General features: G+C 59.0%; 26 protein-coding genes. 19 read left to right on the forward strand and 7 right to left on the reverse strand.

Going from position 1 to position 26599, the window contains the following annotated elements; translation table 11 throughout:
- Positions 1-85 precede the first annotated feature (85 nt).
- From prlC to JFT86_RS06040, 3 genes are all read left to right on the forward strand, one after another.
- The gene (gene prlC / locus JFT86_RS06030) at positions 86-2137 is read left to right on the forward strand and encodes an oligopeptidase A (protein ID WP_201236115.1); all 2052 of its coding nucleotides are present in this window, start codon (positions 86-88) and stop codon (positions 2135-2137) included.
- On the forward strand, positions 2134-2424 hold the full coding sequence (locus JFT86_RS06035) for a YheV family putative zinc ribbon protein (protein ID WP_201236116.1): 291 nt from the start codon (positions 2134-2136) through the stop codon (positions 2422-2424). Before prlC ends, JFT86_RS06035 begins: the two co-directional genes overlap by 4 nt.
- 112 nt (positions 2425-2536) lie before the next feature.
- On the forward strand, positions 2537-4567 hold the full coding sequence (locus JFT86_RS06040; protein ID WP_201236117.1) for a M3 family metallopeptidase: 2031 nt from the start codon (positions 2537-2539) through the stop codon (positions 4565-4567).
- 9 nt (positions 4568-4576) lie between these two features.
- Here the strand turns inward: JFT86_RS06040 and JFT86_RS06045 are convergent, their stop codons facing one another.
- Entirely contained in the window at positions 4577-5221 is a 645-nt protein-coding gene (locus tag JFT86_RS06045; protein ID WP_201236118.1) for a dual specificity protein phosphatase family protein, read from the reverse strand.
- Between the two features lie 310 nt (positions 5222-5531).
- On the opposite strand from JFT86_RS06045, the gene JFT86_RS06050 reads away from it, so the two are divergent.
- The 3 genes from JFT86_RS06050 to JFT86_RS06060 are packed head-to-tail and all read left to right on the forward strand — an operon-like array spanning position 5532 to position 9376.
- Positions 5532-6278 carry a gluconate 2-dehydrogenase subunit 3 family protein gene (locus JFT86_RS06050; protein ID WP_201236119.1) on the forward strand — a complete coding sequence of 249 codons (747 nt, stop codon included), beginning with the start codon at positions 5532-5534 and terminating at the stop codon, positions 6276-6278.
- 2 nt (positions 6279-6280) lie between these two features.
- On the forward strand, positions 6281-8065 hold the full coding sequence (locus JFT86_RS06055) for a GMC family oxidoreductase (protein ID WP_201236120.1): 1785 nt from the start codon (positions 6281-6283) through the stop codon (positions 8063-8065).
- A gap of 12 nt (positions 8066-8077) precedes the next feature.
- Positions 8078-9376, forward strand: coding sequence for a cytochrome c (locus JFT86_RS06060; RefSeq protein WP_201236121.1), 1299 nt, complete (start codon positions 8078-8080; stop codon positions 9374-9376).
- A gap of 55 nt (positions 9377-9431) precedes the next feature.
- On the opposite strand, the gene JFT86_RS06065 is transcribed toward JFT86_RS06060, so the two are convergent.
- Positions 9432-9704, reverse strand: a complete 273-nt coding sequence (locus JFT86_RS06065) for a hypothetical protein (protein WP_201231852.1) — start codon at positions 9702-9704, stop codon at positions 9432-9434.
- A gap of 262 nt (positions 9705-9966) precedes the next feature.
- Between JFT86_RS06065 and JFT86_RS06070 the strand changes: the two genes are divergently transcribed.
- Positions 9967-10512 (forward strand): hypothetical protein, encoded by a 546-nt coding sequence (locus tag JFT86_RS06070; protein WP_201231851.1) that lies wholly within the window; start codon positions 9967-9969, stop codon positions 10510-10512.
- Positions 10513-10615: 103 nt separating this feature from the next.
- Here JFT86_RS06070 and JFT86_RS06075 read toward each other — a convergent pair whose 3' ends face one another.
- Positions 10616-10918 (reverse strand): hypothetical protein, encoded by a 303-nt coding sequence (locus JFT86_RS06075; protein ID WP_201231850.1) that lies wholly within the window; start codon positions 10916-10918, stop codon positions 10616-10618.
- 244 nt (positions 10919-11162) lie between these two features.
- Between JFT86_RS06075 and JFT86_RS06080 the strand changes: the two genes are divergently transcribed.
- The gene (locus JFT86_RS06080) at positions 11163-12221 is read left to right on the forward strand and encodes a PA0069 family radical SAM protein (RefSeq protein WP_201236122.1); all 1059 of its coding nucleotides are present in this window, start codon (positions 11163-11165) and stop codon (positions 12219-12221) included.
- Positions 12222-12321: 100 nt separating this feature from the next.
- Here JFT86_RS06080 and JFT86_RS06085 read toward each other — a convergent pair whose 3' ends face one another.
- Entirely contained in the window at positions 12322-12636 is a 315-nt protein-coding gene (locus JFT86_RS06085; protein ID WP_201232245.1) for a hypothetical protein, read from the reverse strand.
- A 474-nt stretch (positions 12637-13110) separates the two neighbouring features.
- Here JFT86_RS06085 and JFT86_RS06090 point away from each other — a divergent pair, with 474 nt between their 5' ends.
- Entirely contained in the window at positions 13111-13842 is a 732-nt protein-coding gene (locus tag JFT86_RS06090; protein WP_201231848.1) for a carbonic anhydrase, read from the forward strand.
- A 90-nt stretch (positions 13843-13932) separates the two neighbouring features.
- Positions 13933-15459, forward strand: a complete 1527-nt coding sequence (locus JFT86_RS06095; RefSeq protein ID WP_201236123.1) for a SulP family inorganic anion transporter — start codon at positions 13933-13935, stop codon at positions 15457-15459.
- 129 nt (positions 15460-15588) lie between these two features.
- Here JFT86_RS06095 and JFT86_RS06100 read toward each other — a convergent pair whose 3' ends face one another.
- Complete coding sequence (locus JFT86_RS06100; RefSeq protein ID WP_201236124.1) at positions 15589-16221, reverse strand: hypothetical protein; 633 nt, start codon at positions 16219-16221, stop codon at positions 15589-15591.
- Positions 16222-16590: 369 nt separating this feature from the next.
- Here JFT86_RS06100 and coxB point away from each other — a divergent pair, with 369 nt between their 5' ends.
- The 4 genes from coxB to JFT86_RS06120 all read left to right on the forward strand — a co-directional run bounded on the left by coxB (position 16591) and on the right by JFT86_RS06120 (position 21287).
- Positions 16591-17718 carry a cytochrome c oxidase subunit II gene (gene coxB, locus JFT86_RS06105; RefSeq protein WP_201236125.1) on the forward strand — a complete coding sequence of 376 codons (1128 nt, stop codon included), beginning with the start codon at positions 16591-16593 and terminating at the stop codon, positions 17716-17718.
- Between the two features lie 82 nt (positions 17719-17800).
- Complete coding sequence (gene ctaD / locus JFT86_RS06110; RefSeq protein WP_201236126.1) at positions 17801-19387, forward strand: cytochrome c oxidase subunit I; 1587 nt, start codon at positions 17801-17803, stop codon at positions 19385-19387.
- Positions 19388-19822: 435 nt separating this feature from the next.
- Entirely contained in the window at positions 19823-20374 is a 552-nt protein-coding gene (locus tag JFT86_RS06115; RefSeq protein ID WP_201236127.1) for a cytochrome c oxidase assembly protein, read from the forward strand.
- 25 nt (positions 20375-20399) lie between these two features.
- Entirely contained in the window at positions 20400-21287 is an 888-nt protein-coding gene (locus JFT86_RS06120; protein ID WP_201236128.1) for a cytochrome c oxidase subunit 3, read from the forward strand.
- Between the two features lie 83 nt (positions 21288-21370).
- Here the strand turns inward: JFT86_RS06120 and JFT86_RS06125 are convergent, their stop codons facing one another.
- The gene (locus tag JFT86_RS06125) at positions 21371-21574 is read right to left on the reverse strand and encodes a twin transmembrane helix small protein (RefSeq protein ID WP_127649383.1); all 204 of its coding nucleotides are present in this window, start codon (positions 21572-21574) and stop codon (positions 21371-21373) included.
- 70 nt (positions 21575-21644) lie between these two features.
- Here JFT86_RS06125 and JFT86_RS06130 point away from each other — a divergent pair, with 70 nt between their 5' ends.
- From JFT86_RS06130 to JFT86_RS06150, 5 genes are read left to right on the forward strand one after another with little or no spacing between them, the layout of a single operon-like run.
- Positions 21645-22385, forward strand: a complete 741-nt coding sequence (locus JFT86_RS06130; RefSeq protein WP_201236129.1) for an SURF1 family protein — start codon at positions 21645-21647, stop codon at positions 22383-22385.
- Complete coding sequence (locus tag JFT86_RS06135) at positions 22351-22944, forward strand: hypothetical protein (RefSeq protein ID WP_201236130.1); 594 nt, start codon at positions 22351-22353, stop codon at positions 22942-22944. Before JFT86_RS06130 ends, JFT86_RS06135 begins: the two co-directional genes overlap by 35 nt.
- 10 nt (positions 22945-22954) lie before the next feature.
- Positions 22955-24034 (forward strand): COX15/CtaA family protein, encoded by a 1080-nt coding sequence (locus JFT86_RS06140; RefSeq protein ID WP_201236131.1) that lies wholly within the window; start codon positions 22955-22957, stop codon positions 24032-24034.
- The gene (gene cyoE / locus JFT86_RS06145) at positions 24022-24921 is read left to right on the forward strand and encodes a heme o synthase (RefSeq protein WP_038365028.1); all 900 of its coding nucleotides are present in this window, start codon (positions 24022-24024) and stop codon (positions 24919-24921) included. Before JFT86_RS06140 ends, cyoE begins: the two co-directional genes overlap by 13 nt.
- Positions 24918-25553: an SCO family protein gene (locus JFT86_RS06150; RefSeq protein WP_007911741.1), complete on the forward strand. Its 636-nt coding sequence runs from the start codon at positions 24918-24920 to the stop codon at positions 25551-25553. The genes cyoE and JFT86_RS06150 overlap by 4 nt, the downstream gene beginning before the upstream one ends.
- Positions 25554-25784: 231 nt before the next feature.
- Here JFT86_RS06150 and JFT86_RS06155 read toward each other — a convergent pair whose 3' ends face one another.
- Positions 25785-26555 carry a MetQ/NlpA family ABC transporter substrate-binding protein gene (locus JFT86_RS06155; RefSeq protein ID WP_166222191.1) on the reverse strand — a complete coding sequence of 257 codons (771 nt, stop codon included), beginning with the start codon at positions 26553-26555 and terminating at the stop codon, positions 25785-25787.
- Positions 26556-26599 lie beyond the last annotated feature (44 nt).

Here is a 26599-nt window from a genome sequence, read left to right on the forward strand (position 1 = left end):
AATTTCTCTCTCTGTCGCCGATAGCTGCGGTGAATGCCGATTGTAATTAAGATGGGGCAATGTTTCCCCAGCCAAGGTGCCAACCGTGAGCGTGAACAACCCTCTTTTGCAGTCCTACGACCTGCCGCCGTTCTCCACGATCCGTGCCGAACACGTTTTGCCAGCCATCGAAACCATCCTGGCCGACAACCGCGCCGCCATTGCCGAAATCCTCAAGACCCAAGTCCAGAACCCGACCTGGGCCGGCCTGGTGTTGGCGATGGACGAACTCAATGATCGCCTCGGCGCGGCCTGGAGCCCGGTCAGCCACCTCAACGCCGTGTGCAACAGCGCCGAACTGCGCGAAGCCTACGAGTCGTGCCTGCCAGCCCTGAGCGCCTACTCCACCGAGATGGGTCAGAACCGCGAGCTGTTCCAGGCCTATGAAGCGCTGGCCAACAGCCCCGAAGCCGCCGGTTTCGATGTGGCGCAAAAGACTATTCTGGAACACGCCCTGCGTGATTTCCGCCTGTCGGGTATCGACTTGCCGGAAGCCGAACAGAAGCGCTACGCCGAAGTGCAAAGCAAACTGTCCGAGCTGGGCAGCCGCTTCTCCAACCAGCTGCTCGACGCCACTCAGGCCTGGACCAAGCACGTCAGCGACGAAGCCGCCCTCGCCGGCCTGACCGATTCGGCCAAGGCGCAAATGGCCGCCGCCGCACAGGCCAAGGGCCTCGACGGCTGGCTGATCACTCTGGAATTCCCGAGTTACTACGCGGTGATGACCTACGCGCAAGATCGTGCGCTGCGCGAAGAAGTCTACGCCGCCTACTGCACCCGCGCCTCGGATCAAGGCCCGAATGCCGGCCAGAACGACAACGGCCCGGTGATGGAAGAGATCCTCGACCTGCGTCAGGAACTGGCCAAGTTGCTGGGTTTTGGCAGTTTCTCCGAACTGAGCCTGGCAACCAAAATGGCCGAGTCCAGCGATCAGGTGCTGAGTTTCCTGCGCGATCTGGCCAAGCGCAGCAAGCCGTTCGCCGCACAGGACCTGCAACAGCTGCGCGCTTACGCCGCCGAGCAGGGCTGCGCCGATCTGCAAAGCTGGGACAGCGGTTTCTACGGTGAGAAATTGCGTGAACAACGCTACAGCGTTGCTCAGGAAACTCTGCGCGCCTACTTCCCGATCGACAAGGTACTGGGCGGTCTGTTCGCCATTGTTCAACGTCTGTACGGCATCGAAATCGCCGAACAGAAAGGCTTCGACACCTGGCACCCGGACGTGCGCCTGTTCGAGATCAAGGAAAACGGCCAGCACGTCGGTCGCTTCTTCTTCGACTTGTATGCCCGCGCCAACAAGCGTGGCGGTGCATGGATGGACGGCGCCCGCGACCGTCGCCGCACCATTGACGGCGTGCTGCAAAGCCCTGTCGCCAACCTGGTGTGCAACTTCACCCCGGCCGACAGCGGCAAGCCTGCGCTGCTGACCCATGATGAAGTGACCACCCTGTTCCACGAATTCGGTCATGGCCTGCATCACCTGCTGACCCGCGTTGAGCATGCCGGCGTGTCCGGCATCAACGGCGTGGCGTGGGATGCGGTCGAGCTGCCGAGCCAGTTCATGGAAAACTGGTGCTGGGAGCCGGAAGGCCTCGCGCTGATCTCCGGTCACTACGAAAGCGGCGAACCACTGCCGCAGGACCTGCTGGAAAAAATGCTCGCGGCGAAGAACTTCCAGTCCGGCCTGATGATGGTGCGTCAACTGGAGTTCTCGCTGTTCGACTTCGAACTGCACGCCACCCACGGCGACGGCCGCAGTGTGCTGCAAGTGCTCGAAGGCGTGCGTGACGAGGTGTCGGTGATGCGTCCGCCGGCCTACAACCGCTTCCCGAACAGCTTCGCGCACATCTTCGCCGGCGGTTACGCGGCGGGTTACTACAGCTACAAATGGGCAGAAGTGCTTTCGGCCGATGCCTTCTCGAAGTTCGAAGAAGACGGCGTGCTCAACGCTGAAACCGGTCGCGCGTTCCGCGAAGCGATTCTGGCGCGTGGCGGTTCGCTGGCGCCGATGGTGCTGTTCGTCGACTTCCGTGGCCGTGAGCCGTCGATTGACGCACTGTTGCGCCACAGCGGCCTGAGTGAGGACGCAGCAGCATGAGTGAGGGGCCTGTGATTACCAAGAAACGCTTTATCGCCGGGGCGGTCTGCCCGGCGTGCAGCGAGCCGGACAAACTGATGATGTGGAACGAGGACACCGTCCCGCACCGCGAATGCGTGGCGTGCGGTTACTCCGACACACTCAACGAGCAAGGCCTGTCGGTACCCAAAGAGCTGGGCACGCGGGTCAACACCAGCGCGCTCAAGCCGCCGGCGGACAAGACAGTCCAGGCGGTGCAGTTCTTCCCCAATCCGAAGCTTGCAAAAAAGCCTGACGAGCAACACTGAGTCGCAACCACCTTCCACCGTTTGCCGGTGGAAGGTGGTAACTATCTACCGCCCTTCTCCTGCGCTTCCTGCCTAGGCTGGCCCTTTTCAGCCATGCCTCAAGGAAGACGCCATGCCCGATACCAATCCGCTGCTACACCACTGGACCCTGCCACCGTGGTCGGCGATACGCGCCGAGCATCTGGTCCCGGCGATCAACGAAATCGTTGCCGAAAACCGCCAGGTCATTGCCCAAGTGATCGCCAGCCAGACCGAGCATCCGGGCTGGGACGATCTGGTGTTGGCCGTCGATGAGGCCGATGCGCGTCTGGATGAAGCCATGGCCATCATCGAAATCCTCTCGACGGTCAGACCCGACGATATCGACTGGCTCAGGGAGAGCGCGTTGTGCAGCCTGACGGCAGCTCAGTACACCGCCGAAAGGAACACCGATGCGGCGCTGTACCGAACCTATCAACGGCTGGCGAACAGCTCGGTCGCCGCAAGCTTCGATGATCCGCGCAAAGCTTCGCTGGCGAAAATCCTGCGCAAGTTCCGCTTGTCCGGCATCGATCTTCAGCCAGCACAGCAACACAAGCTCGCCCGCCTGAACCGCGCCATCCGCCACTTGGAGCAGGTGTTTCAAAGCAATCTGGAACAGGCCAACGCCGCGTGGAGCAGGCACATCGACGACGTCACCCAGCTCGAAGGCTTGCCCGCCGCAGTGAAGGCGCGCCTTGCCCTCAATGCCAGTCAGGCAGGACTTGAAGGCTGGCGGCTCACGCTGGATCAAAACACCTTTCGGTCGATCATGAGCCACGCGCACAACCGAGCGCTGCGCGAGGACTGTTTCACGGCATGGATGAATCGAGCGTCCGACCTTGGCCCTCAGGCGCAAGAACTGGATAACGCTGCAGTCCTGACCGTGTTGCTCGCTTTACGCCAAGAGAAAGCCGAATTGTTGGGCTTCGAGAATTTCGTGCAGTTGCGCCTGGCCAATCGCATGGCCACTTCCACAGAACACGTCGCAGCCTTTTTGCGCCAGCAGATAGCCGCGAATACGCCAGCCCTGCAGCGCGATGCCAAGGCCCTGAAAGCGTTCGCACACACACGCGGGATAGCGCAGATACAGGCATGGGATGAGGACTTCCTTGCCGAGCAATTACGCCTTGAACAATTGAACGGCGCACTGAAGGGCTTGCGGCAGTATTTCCCGCTGGATGGCACGTTGCGTCGGCTCTGTCAGTTCAGTGAGCGCCTCTTCGGGATTGCCATTGTCGAGCAAACGTCCTTCAGCCACTGGCACGAAACGGTTCGGCTTCTGGAAGTCAGCGAGCATGGGCAAGTGATCGGGCATATCTACGTGGATCCCTTTCACCGCGAAGACGTTGCCGACTACGCCTTCACTTCAGCTTTGCGTATTCGCCGCGTCAACGCCGAAGGACGTCCTTCGCTACCGATTGCTCACCTGTACTGCAACTTCACCCCCGCCACCGAGGATCATCCGTGCCTGCTTTCCCACGAGAGTCTGCGCGTGCTGTTCCACGAATTCGGGCATTGTTTGCAACATGTGCTGACGCGCTCGCCTCACCGTAACCTGTCGGGGATATCCCAACTCGGCCGCGATACCGCCGAATTCGCCGGGCAGTTGTTCGAACACTGGTGCCTGTCAGGCGAATTTCTGCTGTGGCTGGGCGCCCATTACCAGAGCGGCGAACGCCTGACAGAACAACGCGTCAACACCGCACTGACGGCCATCGGCGCCCACACCAGCCGGGCTACCGGCATGTTGCTGATGAGTGCGCTGTTTGATCTGGAGTTGCATTGCAGCCAAGGCGATGGCCGCAGCCTTGAGCAGGTGTTCGAGGACGTGCAACGCGAGATCCCGGAACTGCGAATGTCGGGGCATCACCGCTTTGCCAATGGCTTCGACTACCTGGTGACCGGTTACGAGGCCTCGGTCTACGCCTACAAATGGTCGGGTGTGCTGGCCAGCGCCGTGTTCACGCGATTTCAGCGCGATGGCGTGTTCGATCCACAAACCGGTCGGGATTTTCGCGAGGCCTTCTTTGCCCCCGGCGACTCACGTTCGATGCTGAGCGCGCTTGCGGCCTTTCTCGGCCGGCCCGTCAACCCAGGACTGCTGGCATCCCCGACCGATTGAGCCGCTCGATCATTTCAGATTGACCGACTGGAACCAGCTCTTCATCGAGCAAGTCGCGAACGCACTGGTGCTGCAATCGCCGTTGGCCAGTGCGGTGCGCAACTTGTCGACATCCGCTTGCATCACGTAGCGCACGCTGTCGCGAAAGTGGCCGCTCTCGCCGAAACCGCCTTGGGTCATTTCGCTCAAGGCGTCCTCTTTGCTCCAGCCCTGCACCACCACGCGATACATCGCCGCCATCAAACCGGTGCGGTCGGAACCGTGCTTGCAATGCATCAACACCGGACCGTTGGCCTCGGCGGCCTGGATGGCGCGCAGAGTCTTGAGCACATCGCTGTCATCGACGTGGTTGGTGCGATACGGCAGTTGCACCTGATTGATACCCGGCTCGGACAGCCAGTTGCTGTCCGCTTCCGGCAGAAAATTGATCACCGTGGCCACTTTGAGATTCTTCAGCAGCGGCACGACACCGTCGTCGGGCAAGGCGCTGCGATAGAGCGTCGGCGACATCTGGAACAGGTTGTATTGCACTTCGACCGGTTGCGCCCATTCAGCGGGGCGAGCGGTGGTTGCCGCGTCAGCCTGAGCCGGAATCAAGTGCAACAGGGCAACAAGCGACAAACACAAAGCAGGGATAAGACGCACTCGAGACATGCTGGGTTGACCGTGTCGGGATTCGGCAATGAGAGGAGTCGCAGCTTCGATGATTGCCGGTCAAAGGCCTGTGAGGCGGTTGTCAAAGAATCGTGAATCCATGCTGTTTCATCGGTTTCAGCGGCTAATTTCAGTCTTTTTTCTGCTTAATCGATTCATCCCGATCCTTAGGCTGCTACCATTTGTCACATCTTGTTGCAGACGTGTCCCCCTTTTCCGGGCCATCACCGATCACGTCGCAACGAAAAAAATTCTTGAGCCGTTCGCAGAAACGGCTGACAACCATCAATGCCTGATGAGGTGCACCCCCATGTCTGATGCAGATCGAGACAACCCGCGGCGTGAGTTTTTGCGCAAATCCCTGACCCTGATTCCAGTGGTCACCCTCGCAGGCACCAGCCTGGGTAGCAGCGTCCTACAGGCAGCGCCCGAAGCGGCCCCTGCCGCCCCTGCGCCGCAACCGGCCCGGGTAGACGCCGGGGTTTATCAGCCGAGCTATTTCACCGCCGAAGAATGGGCATTCATCAATGCCGCCGTGGCGCAGTTGATCCCCAACGACGCCCAGGGCCCGGGCGCGCTCGAAGCCGGTGTGCCGGAATACATCGATCGCCAGATGAACACCCCTTACGCCGCCGGAGCCCTGTGGTACATGCAAGGCCCGTTCAACGCCGACGCCGCTGCCGAAATGGGCTGGCAGAGCAAGCTGGTGCCAAAAGAGATCTATCGCCTCGGCATCGCCGCCACGGATCAGTGGGCAAAAGCCCTCAACGGTAAAACATTTGCCGAGCAAGACAGCGCTACCCGAGACGATTTGCTCAAGCAACTCGAAGCCGGCAAACCGCAATTCGATTCCGTTCCGGCGAAGATTTTCTTCAACCTGCTGCTGCAAAACACCAAGGAAGGGTTCTTCTGCGACCCGATCCACGGCGGTAATAAAGGCATGGTCGGCTGGACCATGATCGGCTTCCCCGGCGCCCGCGCCGATTTCATGGATTGGGTGGAACGCAACGAGCAATACCCCTTCCCGGCAGTTTCGATTCGCGGCGAGAGGGCGTAAGCATGGCAACGGTAATGAAGAAGGTTGACGCGGTCATCGTCGGTTTCGGCTGGACGGGCGCGATCATGGCCAAGGAGCTGACCGAAGCGGGTCTCAACGTGCTGGCGCTGGAGCGCGGGCCGATGCAGGACACTTACCCCGACGGCAACTATCCACAGGTGATCGACGAACTCACCTACAGCGTGCGCAAAAAACTCTTTCAGGACATCTCCAAAGAGACTGTCACCATTCGCCATAGCGTCAACGACATCGCCCTGCCGAACCGCCAGTTGGGCGCGTTCCTCCCCGGCAATGGCGTCGGCGGCGCCGGTCTGCACTGGTCGGGCGTGCACTTTCGCGTCGACCCGATCGAGTTGCGCATGCGCAGCCACTACGAAGAGCGCTACGGCAAAAGCTTTATCCCCAAGGACATGACCATCCAGGATTTCGGCGTCAGCTATGAAGAGCTGGAGCCGTTCTTCGATTTCGCCGAAAAGGTCTTCGGCACCTCGGGCCAGGCCTGGACCGTGAAAGGTCAATTGGTCGGTCAGGGCAAGGGTGGCAACCCTTACGCGCCGGATCGTTCCAACCCGTTCCCGCTGGAAGCGCAGAAAAACACCGTTTCCGCACAGCTGTTCGGCAAAGCGGCTACAGAAGTCGGTTACAAACCCTACAACCTGCCGTCGGCAAATACCTCCGGGCCGTACACCAACCCTTACGGCGCGCAGATGGGTCCGTGCAACTTCTGCGGGTTCTGCAGCGGTTACGTTTGCTACATGTATTCCAAGGCCTCGCCGAACGTGAACATTCTGCCGGCGCTCAAACCGCTGCCGAATTTCGAACTGCGGCCCAATTCCCATGTGCTGCGGGTCAATCTCGACAGCACGAAAAGCAAAGCCACGGGCGTCACTTACATCGACGGTCAGGGCCGCGAGATCGAGCAACCGGCGGATCTGGTGATCCTCGGCGCATTCCAGTTGCACAACGTGCGGCTGATGCTGCTCTCCGGGATCGGCAAGCCCTACGACCCGATCAGCGGTGAAGGCGTGGTCGGACGTAACTTCGCCTACCAGAACATGGCCACCATCAAGGCGTTCTTCGACAAGGACACCCACACCAACAACTTCATCGGCGCCGGCGGCAACGGTGTGGCGCTGGACGACTTCAACGCCGACAACTTCGACCATGGTCCGCACGGCTTCGTCGGCGGCTCGCCGATGTGGGTCAATCAGGCGGGCAGCCGACCGATTGCCGGCACTTCGAACCCGCCGGGCACTCCGGCCTGGGGCAGTGCGTGGAAACGCGCGACCGCCGATTACTACACTCACCAGGTGTCGATGGATGCCCACGGCGCGCATCAGTCCTACCGGGGCAACTACCTCGATCTCGACCCGGTATACCGCGATGCCTACGGCTTGCCACTGCTGCGGATGACGTTCGACTGGCAGGAAAACGACATCAAGATGAACCGCTTCATGGTCGAGAAAATGGGCAAGGTCGCTGAAGCGATGGGGCCGAAAGCCATTGCCATGATCGGCAAGAAAGTCGGCGACCACTTCAACACCGCGTCGTACCAGACCACCCACCTCAACGGTGGCGCGATCATGGGCACCGATCCGAAGAAGAGCGCGCTGAACCGCTACTTGCAGAGCTGGGACGTGCACAACGTCTTCGTCCCGGGCGCTTCGGCGTTCCCGCAAGGCCTGGGTTACAACCCGACAGGGCTGGTAGCGGCGCTGACCTACTGGTCGGCGAAGGCGATCCGCGAGCAATACCTGAAAAACCCCGGCCCGCTGGTTCAGGCTTAAGGAGCGATGACCATGAAGAATATTGTTATCGCGACCCTGGCCCTGCTCGGCAGTGCTGCTTTGCAGGCAGCCGAAGTTGATCAAGCCTTGATCAAACAAGGCGAATACCTCGCCCGCGCGGGCGACTGCGTGGCCTGCCACACCGCCAAGGGCGGCAAGCCTTTCGCCGGTGGTCTGCCGATGGAAACCCCAATCGGCACAATCTACTCGACCAACATCACTCCGGATAAAACCGGCGTCGGTGATTACAGCTTCGTGGACTTCGATCAGGCCGTGCGCCATGGCGTCGCCAAAAACGGTAGTACGTTGTACCCGGCGATGCCGTATCCGTCGTACGCCCGTGTCAGCGAAACCGACATGCAAGCGCTGTACGCGTACTTCATGCACGGCGTGCAACCGGTCGCGCAGGAGAACAAGGCCAGTGATATTCCATGGCCGCTGAGCATGCGCTGGCCGCTGATGGGCTGGCGCTGGATGTTTGCGCCGAAGGTCGAGGACTACAAAGCCACGTCGGACGACGCCGTCATTGATCGTGGGGCCTATCTGGTCGAAGGCCTCGGACATTGCGGTGCCTGCCATACGCCACGCGCGCTGACCATGCAGGAAAAATCCCTCAGCGCCGCCGATGGCAGCACTTTTCTGGCCGGCAGTGCGCCGCTGGAAGGCTGGATCGCCAAGAGTCTGCGCGGCGACCACAAGGATGGCCTCGGCAGCTGGAGCGAAGAGCAACTGGTGCAATTCCTCAAGACCGGTCGCAGCGACCGCAGCGCGGTGTTCGGCGGCATGAGCGATGTGGTCACCCACAGCATGCAGTACATGACTGATGCCGACCTGACCGCGATTGCCCGCTATCTCAAATCGCTGCCGGCCACTGATCCGAACGATCAGCCGCATCAGTACGACGAGAAAGCAGCGAAAGCACTGTGGAACGGTGATGACAGTCAGCGTGGCGCATCGGTGTACATCGACAACTGCGCGGCGTGCCACCGCACCGACGGCCACGGTTACACGCGAGTGTTCCCGGCGCTGGCAGGTAATCCGGTGCTGCAATCGGAAGACCCGACTTCGCTGATTCACATTGTGCTCAAGGGCGGTACGCTGCCGGCGACGCACGCCGCACCTTCGACCTTCACCATGCCGGGTTTCGCCTGGCGTTTGTCGGATCAGGAAGTCGCGGATGTGGTGAGTTTCATTCGTGGCAATTGGGGTAACAAGGGCGCGCCGGTGAAGGCTGCCGATGTGGCCAGCCTACGCAAGAACGATATGCAGACCACTTCCGGGGATGACCTGGGGCAGGTCACTGCGCATTAACGAGAATTGAATACCGCTGACATGGCATTAATGTGTTTGCTGTGTCAGCGGTAATTCAACGCCTGGATTGAAAGTCGCATAATTGCGCGAATGCATCAGCCAGCTGCAAATAGAGCTTCCTTTCATATTTGTCGATGTCTTCATCAACAGCATCGACAGCGTCTTCGGATATCAGGTCATACCGACCATTGCCTTGAGACGTAGAGGCGAACAGCGAGTAGTCGTAGTCCAACATTTCGATCGCATCTTCATCGTAGTGATAAAACGCGATCTCCGGATTTCCGTTTTGGTCTTTATCCGCAATCTCCAGCAATATCCTGATAGCCATGCATCAAATCCTTCAACTGATTGCGTTACGCCAACCGGCAATCTGCCGAGGGTTCCTTGAAGTTAACGACTGGAGAGAACCCGGTCTACTGTGAGACCTGACAGGGTGTATAGCCATACAGTCAGCAAACCTGATCAATCGGTGCTGTAAATGCATACACCTGTCAACTCTGACAGTAGACGCTCGCTTTTAGGTTACTTAATGTGCAAAGGGACAGAGATTCAATGGCCCTTAATTTCGCGCTGGTATGGAGCACATGGAAATGAGCTATTCAGTGTTATATGAGTTCAGATACACGGATGGGATCGGAACAGCCGAAGCGGTAATTTCCCGATACAACAATGGCGATGTTGTTAATTCAGCACCCGACGTCGTCGTCACGGCGTACGCCAATACCGCCAACGGAAAATATGACACGGTCACCGGAGTCGACGATGTCGAGGGCGACGGCGACACTGATGAGGATGACGACTCCTATTACACCCTGGCAGGCGATCTCGCCTCTGCGATTGTCGGCTTGAGTAACGTCGGTGAAGGACGTCTTTACAAATGCATGCTTATCTCATTTGGAGACAACGCCTCAGGGAGCAAACTTGCCGACGTCAACATTGGCTTGTTTGATGTCGCGAACTCCGATTTGACTCGCCCGAATTCAGTCGTGACCGTCACAGGTTATGACAAGGGGTTGTATACAAAAGTGCTGGCGTCAACGGACGCAGACGGTGATGGCGATATTGATCTGGACGATGAGTTTATTTTCAGAAAAATAGCGGGCTCTTTTGCCTCAATGAGAGACTTTAAAGTTTGAATAATCACTGAGATGGTCGCTACCGTTTTGACGAAACACTGTCCGGACAAAAAAGCCTGCATGCGTAAATCATGCAGGTTTTTTGCATTTATCACCGTGTACGTTACGGATTAACGATACTTACGTAAGCCTTGGCCAGTGCTACCAACTTGGCCTTGTCATCACTATCAATATCGCCGTCGCCGTCCACATCTTTCTTGTCCGTGCGGATGGTGAAGGACTTGCCTTGATCGCTGGACACCGCGACCACGTAGGTCGAATCGACCAGTGCTTCGGTCGACAACTCCTCCTCGGCATTCCAGCCCAGTTCCTTGCGGGCCAGTTGCATCGAAACAATGGTATTGGGTTCCGATTGACTCGGAAGCAACATTTGTAGAAATACACCACGTTGATTGAGAAACGACATAAATTAAATCCTTTTAGAATTCATACACAGGCATCAGTGCCGGTAATTTTCGAAGGCTATAGATGATAATTTTTCTTCACAACCCAACATATGTTTCGTGGGTTGTCTCTTGTTCCAGTTATATATATGAACAACCCAGCGCATGGCAGACCTAAACCGCACCTGTATTCCTAAGCCGAACGGTACTGGATGGTTCAGGGCTTGACCCTGTACTGTATGCATATACAGATTTGAGGTTCGCGCAATGATCAGCCCTCTCCCTCCTCGCGGTCGCGGCACCGCGACCAACCCGCACAACCGCTTCGCGCCAAATCGATCGGTGGCCGAGGATGACGGCTGGTATCAGGAAGTGCCCGAGACGCAAAACACCCAAGTGATGATCGAAACCGCGAAAACCATCATCACCCGCAACACCTCTCCGGATCTGCCGTTCGACCGCTCGATCAACCCCTACCGAGGCTGCGAACACGGCTGCATCTATTGCTACGCGCGGCCCAGCCATGCCTATTGGGACATGTCGCCGGGACTCGATTTCGAAACAAAGCTGATCGCCAAAACCAACGCCGCCCAGATACTGGAAGAACAGCTCGGGAAAAAAGGCTATCAATGCGCACCGATCAATCTCGGCTCCAATACCGATCCGTATCAGCCGATCGAACGCGAATACAAGATCACTCGCCAAACCCTTGAGGTGCTGTTGCGCTACCGGCATCCGGTGACCATTGTCACCAAGGGTTCGCTTATCCTGCGCGATCTCGATTTGCTCACCGAACTGGCGCAGCAACGGTTGGTGGCGGTGATGATCAGCCTGACCACGCTGGATGACGAGCTCAAACGCATCCTCGAACCGCGCGCCGCTGCACCCAAGGCACGACTGCGCGCAATCCGCGTGATGCGCGAAGCGGGGATTCCGGTTGGTGTGCTGTGCTCGCCGATGATTCCGATGATCAACGACAGCGAAATCGAAAACCTGCTCACCGAGGCCCACGTGGCCGGTGCGCAAAGTGCGGCGTATATGATGTTGCGCTTGCCGCTGGAAGTGGCACCGCTGTTCGAGGAATGGCTGAACGCGCACTACCCGCAGCGCGCCGCACATGTGCTGAGCCTGATCCGCCAGAGCCGTGGCGGCGAGCTCTACGACAGTCGTTTTGGCGCGCGGATGCGCGGCGAAGGTCCTTTCGCGGATCTGCTCGCGCAACGTTTTGCCAAAGCGATCAAGCGCCTGGGACTCAATCATCGCGAGGGCTACAACCTCGATTGCACAGCCTTCTGTCCGCCGGGGCGGCAGATGTCGTTGATCTGATGACTCATTGGCTGCTGCCCACGTGCTGTTAGTTGAAATCCAGCGGATGCGTGTTTAAACCGGGGCCGACATGAGAGTTCATGTCAGCCCCGATAATGGCTCAGGGATTCAAAATACTGTTGTAAGCCTTGGCCAGGGCTGCCAGTTTTGCAGTGTCCTTGGCATCAATGTCGCCATCACCGTCAATGTCGGTTTCGACAGGACCCATTCTGAAAGTCTTGCCGCGATCCCTCGATATGGCCGTGACTACTTTGGAGTCTGCAAGCGACTCGGTTTTTTCATGGGTAACCGGGTCTACACGTTCCTGTTTGGTTGCCAACTGCATAGTGATCATAATTTCGTGCTGAGGGCCGTTAATCACCATCCGGTCGAGGAACACACCCCGAATGTCTCTCGAGCGATAAACACTTGTCATGTAAAACTCCTTTTTTGTGGTTGCCTCCATGGCAAGCTCGATAATACGAAATAACCCGCAGAAAACTACCCGACATGTGTGTCGCAAAATTAACCTGCAAGCGCTCTGGTAAAAAACTCATGAAAAACCCTGAGGGTGGCATTCGTGGTCCGGCCGCACGACGAGCCTGATCATTGACATCCGTGCGGGCAAAATCAGCCTTCTGTCCGCCGGGTCGCCAGATGTCGCTGATTTAGCGACAATTAGCCTATGGTTGAGGGGTTGGAATCCTTCCGCCGAAATCACCCAGTCACGTTTTTTGTGACCTGGAACACACGTTCTAGAGCGTTTGATTCAGTTTGAGTTAAGTTTCGGCGGCTACCTTGTTCATCGAGTGACTGACGGGTCGGGATGACCCGGATGTTTTAAACAGCCACTGGCTTCACACCGGAATACATGGGAACGACTCCCCTAATCCGCCTATGAGGATGAATCATGAGTGACAAGGATAAACAGCCGATAGCTGCGTCGGCGCAAGCCGTCCCTGTGGCGGACTCCGCCGATGCAGCGCTGCGACAGATCGTTGACGGCTTTTTGCATTTTCATCATGAGGTCTTCCCGCAGCAGGAAGAACTCTTCAAGAAACTCGCCACGGCCCAGTCGCCAAAGGCGATGTTCATCACTTGCGCCGACTCGCGCATCGTCCCTGAGCTGATCACCCAGAGCTCCCCAGGCGATCTGTTCGTGACCCGTAACGTCGGCAACGTAGTACCGCCTTACGGCCAGATGAACGGCGGCGTTTCCACCGCCATCGAATACGCAGTATTGGCCCTGGGCGTGCAACACATCATCATCTGCGGCCACTCCGATTGCGGCGCCATGCGCGCGGTGCTCAACCCGGACAGCCTGGAAAAAATGCCGACGGTCAAAGCCTGGTTGCGTCACGCCGAAGTGGCAAAAACCATGGTGCATGAAAACTGTAACTGCGCCGACGAAAAAGAGAGCATGCCGGTCCTCACCGAGGAAAACGTCATCGCACAATTGCAGCACTTGCGTACCCATCCTTCAGTAGCCTCACGCATGGCAAACGGTCATCTGTTCATCCATGGCTGGGTCTACAACATCGAAACCAGTGAAATCAAAGCTTACGACGCGGATCAGGGACGTTTCCTGCCGCTCGATGGCAGCCATCCGATTCCGGTGGCGACGCCCAAAGCGCGCTTCTAAAACCTCCTAAACATCTGTGTGGTTTGACGCCGGTCGCTGATTCAGCGACCCGGCCTCGCCATGCCTGAAGAAAACTTCGGGAGAATCACCATGCGTGCTGCTCAATTGAAAGCGGTGTTGCCACGGGAGTTGCTCGCTTCAGTGGTTGTGTTTCTGGTCGCCCTGCCGTTGTGCATGGGCATTGCGATTGCGTCAGGGTTGCCACCGGCGAAAGGGCTGATCACCGGGATCATCGGTGGACTGGTGGTTGGTTGGCTGGCGGGTTCGCCGTTGCAGGTCAGTGGGCCGGCGGCGGGCCTGGCAGTGTTGGTGTTCGAACTGGTGCGCCAGCACGGCATCGAGATGCTCGGGCCGATTCTGTTGCTTGCCGGTTTTCTGCAACTGGTGGCCGGGCGGTTGAAGCTGGGTTGCTGGTTTCGGGTCACGGCGCCCGCGGTGGTGTACGGCATGCTCGCGGGGATCGGCGTATTGATCGTGCTGTCACAGGTGCATGTGATGATTGATGCCGCGCCGAAACCGTCCGGGCTGGACAACCTCACCGCATTCCCCGGCGCGGTGGCGCAGGCTTTGCCGTCTTTCGGCTGGCAGGCCGGTCTGCTCGGGCTTTCGACGATTGCGGTGATGTGGCTGTGGGAAAAGTTTCGCCCGCATTCGCTGCGGTTCATTCCCGGCGCACTGTTGGGTGTGGGTCTGGCGACGGGTGCCAGCCTGCTGCTGGCATTGCAGGTCAAACGGGTTGAGGTGCCGGCGAATCTGGCGGAAGCCATTGATTGGTTGAAACCTGCTGACCTGCTCAGTCTGGCCGATCCGACGCTGTTGATCGCCGCGTTCGCCGTAGCGTTCATTGCCAGCGCGGAAACCTTGCTGTCGGCCGCTGCGGTGGATCGCATGCACAGCGGCGTACGCTCGGACTTCGACCGTGAGCTGTCGGCGCAAGGTGTCGGCAACATGCTTTGCGGGCTGGTCGGCGCGTTGCCGATGACCGGGGTGATCGTGCGCAGTTCGGCCAACGTGCAGGCCGGTGCGACCACGCGTTACTCGACGATCTTCCATGGCCTGTGGCTGTTGGCGTTCGTGCTGTTGCTGTCGAGCGTGCTGCAAAGCATTCCGGTGGCGAGTCTGGCGGGCGTGTTGGTTTATACCGGTTTCAAACTGGTCGACCTGAAAGCCTTCCGCGGTTTGAGCCGATACGGGCGGATGCCGATGTTCACCTACGCGGCAACGGCGCTGGCAATCGTCTTCACGGATCTGCTGACCGGTGTGTTGATCGGCTTCGGTCTGACCCTGGTGAAACTGGCGTTCAAGGCTTCACGACTGAAGATCAGCCTGATCGACCTGCCGAGGGATGGCGAGATGGAGTTGCGTCTGGTCGGGGCGGCAACGTTTCTTAAGGTGCCGGCACTGACGACGGTGTTGAACACGATTCCCGAAGGCACGACGGTGCATGTGCCGCTCAATAACCTGAGCTACATCGACCATTCGTGTCTGGAATTGCTGGAGGAGTGGGGCCGGGCGAATGCGGCGAAGGGGTCGAAGCTGTTGATCGAGTCGCGAGGGTTGAAACGACGGCTTGAGGGACGGGTTCGCACGAATGTCGGCATTGGTGCGGCCGGGTGAATCTTCCCGCCTGAACACAAACCTTGTAGGAGTGAGCCTGCTCGCGATGACGGTAGATCATTCAACATCTCTGTTGACTGACACGCCGTCATCGCGAGCAGGCGAAGGCCTACATTGGATCGTGACAACTCAAGCAGCGGGTTGGTCAAGCTCCAGACCCACACCCAGTCGGCGGCCCATGCACGGCCAGCGCTTCCACGCGGCGCCGGTGTCAGGACTGCTAAGTTTTTCGCGGTAGGCTTCCACCGACTCCAGCGCAAAGCTGTCATCGTCGAGCATGTTGTCCACCGCGTGGTGCACGACTTCATCCAGTTCGTTGGCAAATTTCTCACCGAGCAACTGGTGAGCAATCAGATTGGCGACCGTCATGTCCAAGGGGATCAGTGGCTGGCCGAAATGCTTGATGTACAGATCGTTGACCTCTTCGACAAAGCGGTGCGCCAGATAGGCTTCATCCAGCAGATGTTCCAGGCCAACGGGAGGCTGGAGGAAATACTGCTCGGCGATTTTCAGCACCGGTTTGATCTGTGACTCGATTCCCGCTTCCCTGGCGACTTCATTGGCTGCGTCCAGCAGGTCAGGTACTTCATCGATGTAGGCTTCGACAAAGCGCGTCAATACAGCCTTGGCATCCGTCTCGGGTAACTGGATCGACGGGTGTAGGTGAGGCAGTTGTTCTTCCAGTTGACGGGTCAGCCGTCCGGTTTCGTTTTCGTGTAGTCGGGCTTTTTGGATCTGCTCGCGCAATGCGGCGGTGTTCATGAAAACTCCAGGAAACAAGGCAATGAAATAGGGAAGACATAACTTAGCTGGCTTACGAAAAATGCTAAGACGCATTTGTCATAATTATTTCATCCTTGATGCACCTGCGTTATATCGATTTGCCACCACTCGTCTGCATCCTTCTCCATTCGTGCCCTTGAGCGCAAGCCCTCACTGTTTCAGTTCATTTACGTGCGCACATTGCAATTCTCAGTCGCTGTCTATACTCGCCAATGAATGGAGTTAGCTGATGACGCCCGACTGCACCCGCAGCAAGGCCCGGCGATTCAAGTTCGTAGTCTGATGCAGCCGCTCCCTTGCCGCAGGCGAAAGCCGGCGGGATAACAAGAACGATAAGGGGAACCCGCAATGATGCGACATCCACACGTCTGGATGGGCCTCCTGTTGTGGTCGATTTTCAGTCCGGCACACGCCGCATGGACTGTGAATATGGCGCCTGGAGCGACTGAAATCAGTCACGCAGTATTCGACCTGCACATGACCATTTTCTGGATCTGTGTGGTGATCGGGATCATCGTCTTCGGCGCCATGTTCTGGTCGATGATGGTGCACCGCCGTTCTACCGGGCAGGTCGCCGCAAAATTCCACGAAAGCACCACCGTCGAAATCCTCTGGACCATCGTGCCGTTCGTGATACTGGTGGCGATGGCTGTTCCGGCGACCGCCACCCTGATCAAGATGTACGACACCAGTGAGCCGGATATCGATATCCAGATCACCGGTTATCAGTGGAAGTGGCATTACAAATATCTGGGCCAGGACGTCGAGTTCTTCAGCAACCTGGCCACCCCCGCCGAGCAGATCCACAACAAGGAAGCCAAGGGCGAGCACTACCTGCTCGAAGTCGACAAGCCATTGGTGCTGCCGACCGGGGCCAAGGTGCGCTTCCTCGTGACCTCCGCCGACGTCATCCACTCGTGGTGGGTGCCGGCCTTCGCGGTCAAACGTGATGCGATCCCGGGGTTCGTCAACGAAGCCTGGACGCGCATCGACAAACCCGGCATTTACCGTGGCCAGTGCGCCGAACTCTGCGGCAAGGATCACGGCTTCATGCCGATCGTGGTCGAGGTCAAGGAGAAGGCCGACTACGACAAGTGGCTCGCCGACCGCAAAGCCGAGGCCGCGCAGCTCAAAGAGCTGACCAGCAAGGAATGGACGCTCGACGAACTCAAGGAACGTGGCGACAAGATCTATCACACCACCTGCGTCGCCTGTCACCAGGCCGAAGGCCAGGGCCTGCCGCCAATGTTCCCGGCACTCAAAGGCTCGCCGATTGCCACCGGACCGAAAGCCGACCACCTGCACCGCGTGTATTTCGGCAAGCCCGGCACTGCGATGGCAGCGTTCGGCAAGCAATTGTCAGAAGTCGATATCGCGGCGGTCGTGACCTATGAACGTAACGCCTGGGGCAACAACAAGGGCGACATGGTCACGCCAAAAGAAGTGCTGGAGCTGAAACAGGCGGAAAGCAAATGACCCGGTCCATCGCGCAGGTAATCCATCGGCCGGGGCATCGCGCCCCCGCCCGCCCAGCTCACTCGTTTACAGGAGACAGGCCATGAGCGCTGTAATCGATGACCACGGTCATGCCGACCACGCCCACGGCCCCGCCAAAGGCCTGATGCGCTGGGTGCTGACCACCAACCACAAGGACATCGGCACGCTGTACCTGTGGTTCGCGTTTTCCATGTTCCTGCTGGGTGGCACGTTCGCCATGGTGATTCGTGCCGAGCTGTTCCAGCCCGGACTGCAGATCGTCGAGCCGGCATTCTTCAACCAGATGACCACCATGCACGGGCTGGTGATGGTGTTTGGTGCGGTGATGCCGGCGTTTGTCGGTCTCGCCAACTGGATGATCCCGTTGATGATCGGCGCACCGGACATGGCTCTGCCACGGATGAACAACTTCAGCTTCTGGCTGTTGCCGGCAGCGTTCATCCTGCTGGTCTCGACCCTGTTCACCGCCGGTGGCGGGCCGAACTTCGGCTGGACGTTCTACGCACCGCTGTCGACGACCTATGCGCCGGAGAGCGTGACCTACTTCATTTTCGCCATCCACCTGATGGGGATCAGTTCGATCATGGGCGCGATCAATGTGATCGCGACCATCCTCAACCTGCGCGCCCCCGGCATGACGTTGATGAAAATGCCGCTGTTCGTCTGGACCTGGCTGATCACCGCGTTCCTGCTGATTGCGGTGATGCCGGTACTGGCCGGGTGCGTGACGATGATGCTGATGGACATCCACTTCGGCACCAGCTTCTTCAGTGCCGCCGGTGGCGGTGACCCGGTGCTGTTCCAGCATGTGTTCTGGTTCTTCGGGCATCCCGAGGTGTACATCATGATCCTGCCGGCGTTCGGCGCCGTCAGCTCGATCATCCCGACGTTTTCGCGCAAGCCGCTGTTCGGCTACACCTCGATGGTCTACGCCACGGCCAGCATCGCGTTCCTGTCATTCATCGTCTGGGCGCACCACATGTTCGTGGTCGGCATCCCGCTGGTGGGCGAGCTGTTCTTCATGTACGCGACCCTGCTGATCGCGGTGCCGACCGGGGTGAAGGTGTTCAACTGGGCCAGCACCATGTGGCAAGGCTCACTGACCTTCGAAACGCCGATGCTGTTTGCCGTGGCGTTCGTGATCCTGTTCTCGATCGGTGGTTTCTCCGGGCTGATGCTGGCCATCGCTCCGGCGGACTTCCAGTATCAGGACACCTACTTCGTGGTCGCGCATTTCCACTACGTGCTGGTGCCAGGGGCAATCTTCGGGATCTTCGCGTCGACGTACTACTGGCTGCCGAAATGGACCGGTCACATGTACGACGAAACCCTCGGCAAGCTGCATTTCTGGCTGTCCTTCGTCGGCATGAACCTGACGTTCTTCCCGATGCACTTCGTCGGTCTGGCGGGGATGCCACGACGGATTCCGGACTACAACCTGCAATTCGCCGACTTCAACATGGTCTCGTCGATTGGCGCGTTCATGTTCGGCACCACGCAGCTGTTCTTCCTGTTCATCGTGATCAAGACCATTCGCGGCGGCCCGCCGGCACCGGCCAAACCGTGGGATGGCGCGGAAGGCCTGGAATGGAGCGTGCCGTCACCGGCGCCATACCACACCTTCACCACACCGCCGGAAGTGAAATGAATATCCAGCCGTTGGTGAAATCTGTGCAAGCACACAGACCTCCTTGGGATTCCCAAAGATCCCCTGTGGATGTTCACAGATATTTTTTGGATGCACACAAAACCCCTGTGAATGCTCACAGATATCTTTTGGATGCACACAAGCCCTCTGTGGATGCTCACAGATATTTTTTGGATGCACACAAAACCCCTGTGGAGGCTCACAGATACTTTTGGGATGCACACAAAACCCCTGTGAATGCTCACAGATATTTTTTGGATGCACACAAAACCCCTGTGGCGAGGGGATTTATCCCCGTTGGGCTGCGCAGCAGCCCCAAAATCTGCAGTCGAGATTTATCAGGCAGACCGTGTGCGCTGGATTCAGGGCTGCTGCGCAGCCCAACGGGGATAAATCCCCTCGCCACAAAGGCATCACCGATAGGGGGTGGAAGCCATGGCTGACTCGGTCTCGATGAAAAAACTCGTCACCCGCCTGCTCGGGGTGGTGGTGGCGATGTTTGTCTTTGGTTTTGCCCTGGTGCCGATCTACGACGTGATGTGCAAAGCCTTCGGCATCAACGGCAAGACTGCCGGGCAGTACGAGGGTGAACAAGTGGTCGACACCTCGCGTCAGGTGCGCGTGCAGTTTCTGTCGATGAACAATGCCGACATGCCGTGGGAGTTCTATCCCAAGGGTGAGGAGTTGGTAGCCCACCCGGGCGGGGTCAACGAGATGATCTTCATCGCCCGCAACCCCACCGACAAACCGATGAGTGCGCAAGCCGTGCCAAGCATCGCGCCGAGCAACGCGGCGGCGTATTTCCACAAGACCGAATGCTTTTGTTTTACCCAGCAGGTGCTGCAGCCCGGTCAGCAGATCGAGATGCCGGTGCGCTTCATTGTTGACCGCGACATGCCCAAGGATGTGAAGCACCTGACGCTGTCCTACACGCTGTTCGATATCACCGCCCGTCATCCACCAGTGGCTGCAAATACTGGCGGTTAAGCGTGCCCGATAAGGAGAACAATAAATGGCAACTCATGAGCATTATTACGTTCCGGCCCAGAGCAAATGGCCAATCATCGCCACCTTCGGCATGGCCATCACCGTGTACGGCCTGGCGACCTGGTTCAACGATCTGAAAGCCGCACGCCCGGAATCCCACGGGCCGTACATCTTTTTCGTCGGCGGACTGCTGCTGGCGTACATGTTGTTCGGCTGGTTCGGCACGGTGATCAAGGAAAGCCGTTCGGGGCTGTACAGCCCGCAGCTGGATCGCTCGTTTCGCTGGGGCATGAGTTGGTTCATCTTTTCCGAGGTGATGTTCTTCGCCGCGTTCTTCGGCGCACTGTTTTACGTGCGCCACATTTCCGGCCCGGCGCTCGGCGGTGAAGGCCCGAAAGGCATCGCCCACATGCTCTGGCCGAACTTCCAGTTCACCTGGCCGTTGCTGCACACCCCTGATCCGAAACTGTTCCCGCCACCGAAGGAAGTCATCAGCCCGTGGGGCCTGCCGCTGATCAACACGATTCTGCTGGTCAGCTCCAGCGTGACCATCACCATCGCCCACCATGCGCTGAAAAAGGGCCATCGCGGCGCGCTGAAAATCTGGCTGGCGATCACCGTGCTGCTGGGCTGCGGCTTCCTCGCCCTGCAGGCCGAGGAATACATGCACGCCTACCACGAACTGGGGCTGACCCTCGGTTCGGGTATCTACGGCGCGACGTTCTTCATGCTCACCGGTTTCCACGGCGCCCACGTGACCATCGGCACAATCATTTTGTTCGTGATGCTGATGCGCATCATGAAAGGCCACTTCGACGCCGAGCATCAGTTCGGTTTTGAGGCGGCGAGCTGGTATTGGCACTTCGTCGACGTGGTGTGGATCGGCTTGTTCATCTTCGTTTATGTGCTTTGACAACAGCTGCAAGCCGCGAGCTGCAAGCTTCAAGTCAAAGCGGTAAGGCTTCTAACTTGTAGCTTGTAGCTGACCGCTTGCAGCTACCAGGTAACGTGGGACACCAGTTGGCCGCTGTAAAAGCCCCAGGCGATCAAGCCGACGGTGGCAGCGGCCAATGCCACCCGAACACTCAAGGCGATGACCAGGCGATTTGAGCTGCTGTCGTCCTTGACCAGGAAAAACAGGCCGCTGAACAGGCTGATCACCGTGGCAATCAGCAGCACGACGATGGCTGCTTTGAGCATGGGAAGACTCCGGGGGACAGGCGATGCAGTTGAGTATAGCGATCGCGGCGACTGACTTTGTGGCACAGCCATGAAGCGTTTTCGTCCGGGCGTGATACCGACCGTGGTGGTGGCGTTGCTGCTGCCGCTGCTGGTGTCGTTGGGGTTCTGGCAACTGAGCCGTGGCGCGGAGAAAACCGCCCTGCTCGCCAGCTACGCCGAACGTCGCGCCGCCGAACCGATGGCCAGCAGCGAATTGCTGCACAGCGCCGACCCGGCCTTTCGCCGGGTGCATCTACATGGCCAGTTCGATGCTGCGCACAGCCTGCTGCTCGACAACCGCCAGCGTAACGGCAAGGTCGGCGTGGAACTGCTGCAACCGTTTCAGGACCGGGCCACCGGACTGTGGCTGCTGGTCAATCGTGGCTGGCTGCCGTGGCCGGACCGTCGCGTAGCGCCACAATTCAGCACGCCTGACGAGGCGCTCAGTATCGATGCCTGGGCCTATGTCGCTCCCGGTGCAACCTTCCAGTTACATGCCGACCCGGTCAGCAGCACCTGGCCGCAAACCATCACCGCCGTCGAGCCGGTCAAGTTGTGGAAAACCCTCGAGCGCGACGGTTTCGCCTACGAAGTGCGTGCAGAACAAGGCCCGGCCAGCTACGAGGCCGACTGGCCAGTAGTCGCCATGGGCCCGGAAAAACACCTCGGTTACGCCGTGCAGTGGTTCGCCATGGCCACCGCCCTGCTCGGCCTCTACGTCTATTTGGGCTTGCACAACGCAAAGGAGAAACACCATGGGAACGGCCATGAATCCACCCAGCATGTCTGAGGCGAAACCCGTCGCCAGTCGCCGTCGCGGACGCATCCAGCTGCTGCTGATCCTGCTCGGCGTGATCGGCCCGATGATCCTCGCCACCGGCATGTACAAATTGCAGTTCTGGGTACCGGATGGCCGCAGCTATCACGGCGAACTGATCGGCAATGGCCAGACCCGCGCCGACCTCGGCGTACAAGCCGAAGAAGAGCGCTGGCAGATGCTGGTAACCGCGCCTAAAGATTGCGCGGTTGATTGCCAGCAGTTGGTGTACCTGGCGCGGCAGATCCAGATCGGCCTCGGTCGTGATGCCAGCCGCGCCAGCCACGCCCTGGCCGCTGCACAGCCTTTGGGCGCTGACTACGAAGCCAAGCTGACCCGTGAATATCCACAACTGCAACGCTATCCACTGGATGTCACCACCTTCAGCAAGACCACTGGTGATAAAGCCACGCCGCAGCTGTGGATCATCGACCCGCACGGCAACCTCGTGCTGCGTTACGACCCGAACGTCAAAGGCAAGGATCTGCTCAACGACCTGCGTCACCTGCTGAAACTGTCGAACATCGGATAAGGGCATCGTCATGGCCAAACCTGGATTTCGCCTCGCGCTGTTTGCCACCCTGCTGGCACTGATTGTGGTGCTGCTCGGCGCCTACACCCGACTGACTCATGCAGGTCTGGGCTGTCCGGACTGGCCGGGCTGCTACGGGTTTATCAGCGTGCCGAAAAGCGAAGCGCAACTGGCCCATGCCGAACTGCATTACCCCGACTCGCCGGTAGAGGCGCACAAGGGCTGGAACGAGATGATCCACCGCTACTTCGCCGGCACCCTCGGCATGCTGATTTCGATTCTGGCCGGGCGCGCCTGGGTCAATCGGCGTCATCCGGGGCAGCCGTTGAAGCTGCCGCTGTTTCTGCTGGCAGTGGTGTTTGCGCAAGCGGCGTTCGGCATGTGGACGGTGACGCTCAAGCTCTGGCCGCAAGTGGTCACCGGGCATTTGCTCGGCGGTTTTGCCACCTTGAGTCTGTTGTTTTTGTTGACGTTGAGGTTATCCGGCGTGCTGCCGGCGCTGACCGTGCCCAAGCGTTTGCAGTATTGGGCGACCGCGGGCCTGTTACTGGTGATCAGCCAGATCGCGCTCGGTGGCTGGGTCAGTTCCAATTATGCGGCGGTGGCGTGCATCGACTTCCCGACCTGTCACGGCCAATGGCTGCCACCCGCAGACTTCGCCAACGGTTTTCACCTGACCCAACACATCGGCCCGAATTATCTCGGCGGGCAACTCGATAGCGATGCACGCACGGCAATTCATCTGACCCACCGTATCGGCGCGCTGCTGGTGACGTTGGTTTTACTCGGCCTGGCGTGGCAACTGAAAGGGGTCGGCATGACGCGCCTCGCCGGATTGGTGGTGATCGCCCTCGCCGCGCAAATCACCCTTGGCATCAGCAACGTGCTGTTTCATCTGCCGCTGCCGGTGGCCGTGGCGCATAACGCCGGCGGCGCGGCGCTGTTGCTGACCATGGTGCTGGTCAATTACCACGCGCGGACCAGTCTGGTCCGGGTCAAACAACCGGTGCTCGCGCGCTGGCGCCTCAGCCCGCGGAAACACTCGGCCGCGCCCATCACAATAAAAGGAGAAACGCCGTGGCGATTCTGATTGGCGAACGTCCGCATCAGGCGATCTGGCGTGATTATCTGGAACTGACCAAACCGAAAGTCGTGGTGCTGATGCTGATCACCTCGCTGGTCGGCATGTTCCTCGCCACTCGTGCCGGGGTGCCGTGGACGGTGCTGGTGTTCGGCAATCTGGGCATCGCGCTGTGTGCCGGTGGCGCGGCGGCGGTCAATCATGTGGTGGATCGGCGCATTGATGCGGTGATGGCGCGCACGCACAAACGACCACTGGCCGAGGGCCGGGTTTCGCCTGCCGCTGCACTGACCTTTGCGCTGGTGTTGGCGCTGCTTGGTCAGGCGTTGCTGCTGACCTTCACCAACCCACTGACGGCATGGCTGACGCTGGCTTCGCTGCTCGGTTACGCAGTGATCTACACCGGGTTTCTCAAACGCGCGACGCCGCAGAACATCGTCATCGGTGGCCTCGCCGGCGCCGCACCGCCGCTGCTCGGCTGGACCGCCGCCACCGGCCACGTCAGCGCCGAACCGCTGTTGCTGGTGCTGATCATCTTCGCCTGGACGCCACCGCATTTCTGGGCGCTGGCGATCCATCGCAAAGAGGAATACGCCAAGGCTGACATCCCGATGCTGCCAGTCACCCACGGCGAGCACTACACCAAAGTGCACATTCTGCTGTACACCTTCGCGCTGCTAGCGGTGAGTCTGTTGCCGTATGTGATTCACATGAGCGGCGTGCTCTACCTGATTTGCGCACTCGCGCTGGGCGCAAGGTTCCTGCAATGGGCCGTGGTGCTGTACCGTGGCACTCGGCCGCACGCGGCGATCAACACCTTCAAGTACTCTATCTGGTACTTGTTCCTGCTGTTCATCGCCCTGCTCGTAGACCACTACTTACTGTTGAACCTATGACTCGAACCCAGAAAACCGTCTTCATCCTCGTCGCCGTGATCGCGCTGATCCTCGGCCTGACCGTCAACAAAGTGCTGAGCGGCAAGGGCCAGGGCGACCCCACCGCGCTGATCGACGCCGGCATCATCCTGCTGCCGCAGAGCCGCAACCTGCCGGACGTGACGATGACCGATCAGGACGGCAAACCGGTCGCGATCAATGAGCTCAAAGGTAAGTGGAGTCTGTTGTTCTTCGGCTACACCTTCTGCCCGGACATCTGCCCGACCACGTTGGCGCAGCTGCGGCAGATCAAGAGTGAATTGCCCAAGGACGCTGTGGATAAATTGCAGATCGTATTGGTCAGCGTTGACCCGAACCGCGATAACCCCAAGCAGTTGAAGCAGTACCTGGGTTACTTCGATCCGCAGTTTGTCGGCCTGACGCCGACGTCGATTGAAGAGCTGCAGAAGGTAGCGAACGCGGTGAGTATTCCGTTTATTCCGGCCGATACCAGCAAGCCGAATTACACCGTCGACCATAGCGGCAACCTCGCGGTAATCGGCCCGGATGGCACGCAGCGAGGGTTTATTCGTGCACCGCTGAACAACGCCAAACTGGTTGCGCAGTTGCCGGTGATGCTGAACCGCAAGTAACGCACCACTGGAAGCACCGGGACTCTTTGTGGCGAGGGGATTTATCCCCGTTGGGCTGCGAAGCGGCCCCAAAATCTGCAACTGCGGTGTATCAGGAATACCGTGTGCAATGATATTGCGACTGCTGCGCAGCCGAACGGGGATAAATCCCCTCGCAACAAATGCAGTGCGGTAAGCAGGCACAAAAAAGGGGACGCTCATGGCGTCCCCTTTTTCGTTACAGCGCCAGAATCAGAACGCCGGTAATACCGCGCCTTTGTACTTCTCGGTGATGAATTGCTTCACTTCCGGGCTATGCAGGGCGGCAGCCAGTTTCTTCATGGCGTCGCTGTCCTTGTTGTCCGCACGGGACACCAGGATGTTCACGTAAGGCGAGTCGTTACCTTCGATCACCAGCGCGTCCTTGGACGGATCGAGCTTGGCTTCCAGCGCGTAGTTGGTGTTGATCAGCGCCAGATCGACCTGGGTCAGCACGCGCGGGATGGTCGCGGCTTCCAGTTCACGGATCTTCAGGTCTTTCGGGTTCTGTGCGATGTCTTTGACGGTCGACAGGATGTTGGTCGGATCCTTCAAAGTGATCACGCCAGCCTTGGCCAGCAGCAACAGCGCACGGCCGCCGTTGGTGGCGTCGTTCGGGATCACCACATTGGCGCCGCTTGGCAGGTCTTTCAGATCCTTGATCTTGCTCGAGTACGCGCCCAGCGGTTCCAGGTGCACGCCAGTCACAGCCACCAGGCTGGTGCCCTTGGCCTTGTTGAACTCATCAAGGTACGGCTGGTGCTGGAAGAAGTTCGCGTCCAGACGCTTTTCAGCGACCTGTACGTTCGGCTGAATGTAGTCGGTGAAGACCTTGACCTTCAGATCCACGCCTTCTTTGGCCAGGGCCGGCTTCACGAATTCGAGGATTTCCGCGTGCGGCACCGGGGTGGCGGCAACGGTCAGGGTTTCGGCGTGGGCCGAGAATGCCGCAACGGCAGCGAAAGCAGCGATCAGTTTTTTCATTCAGCTAACTCCTTTTCAAAGCGCCCGTCTTGGCGCCTGCCAGC

Origin of the sequence: Pseudomonas sp. TH06, assembly GCF_016651305.1 — a bacterium.
Taxonomy (GTDB): domain Bacteria; phylum Pseudomonadota; class Gammaproteobacteria; order Pseudomonadales; family Pseudomonadaceae; genus Aquipseudomonas.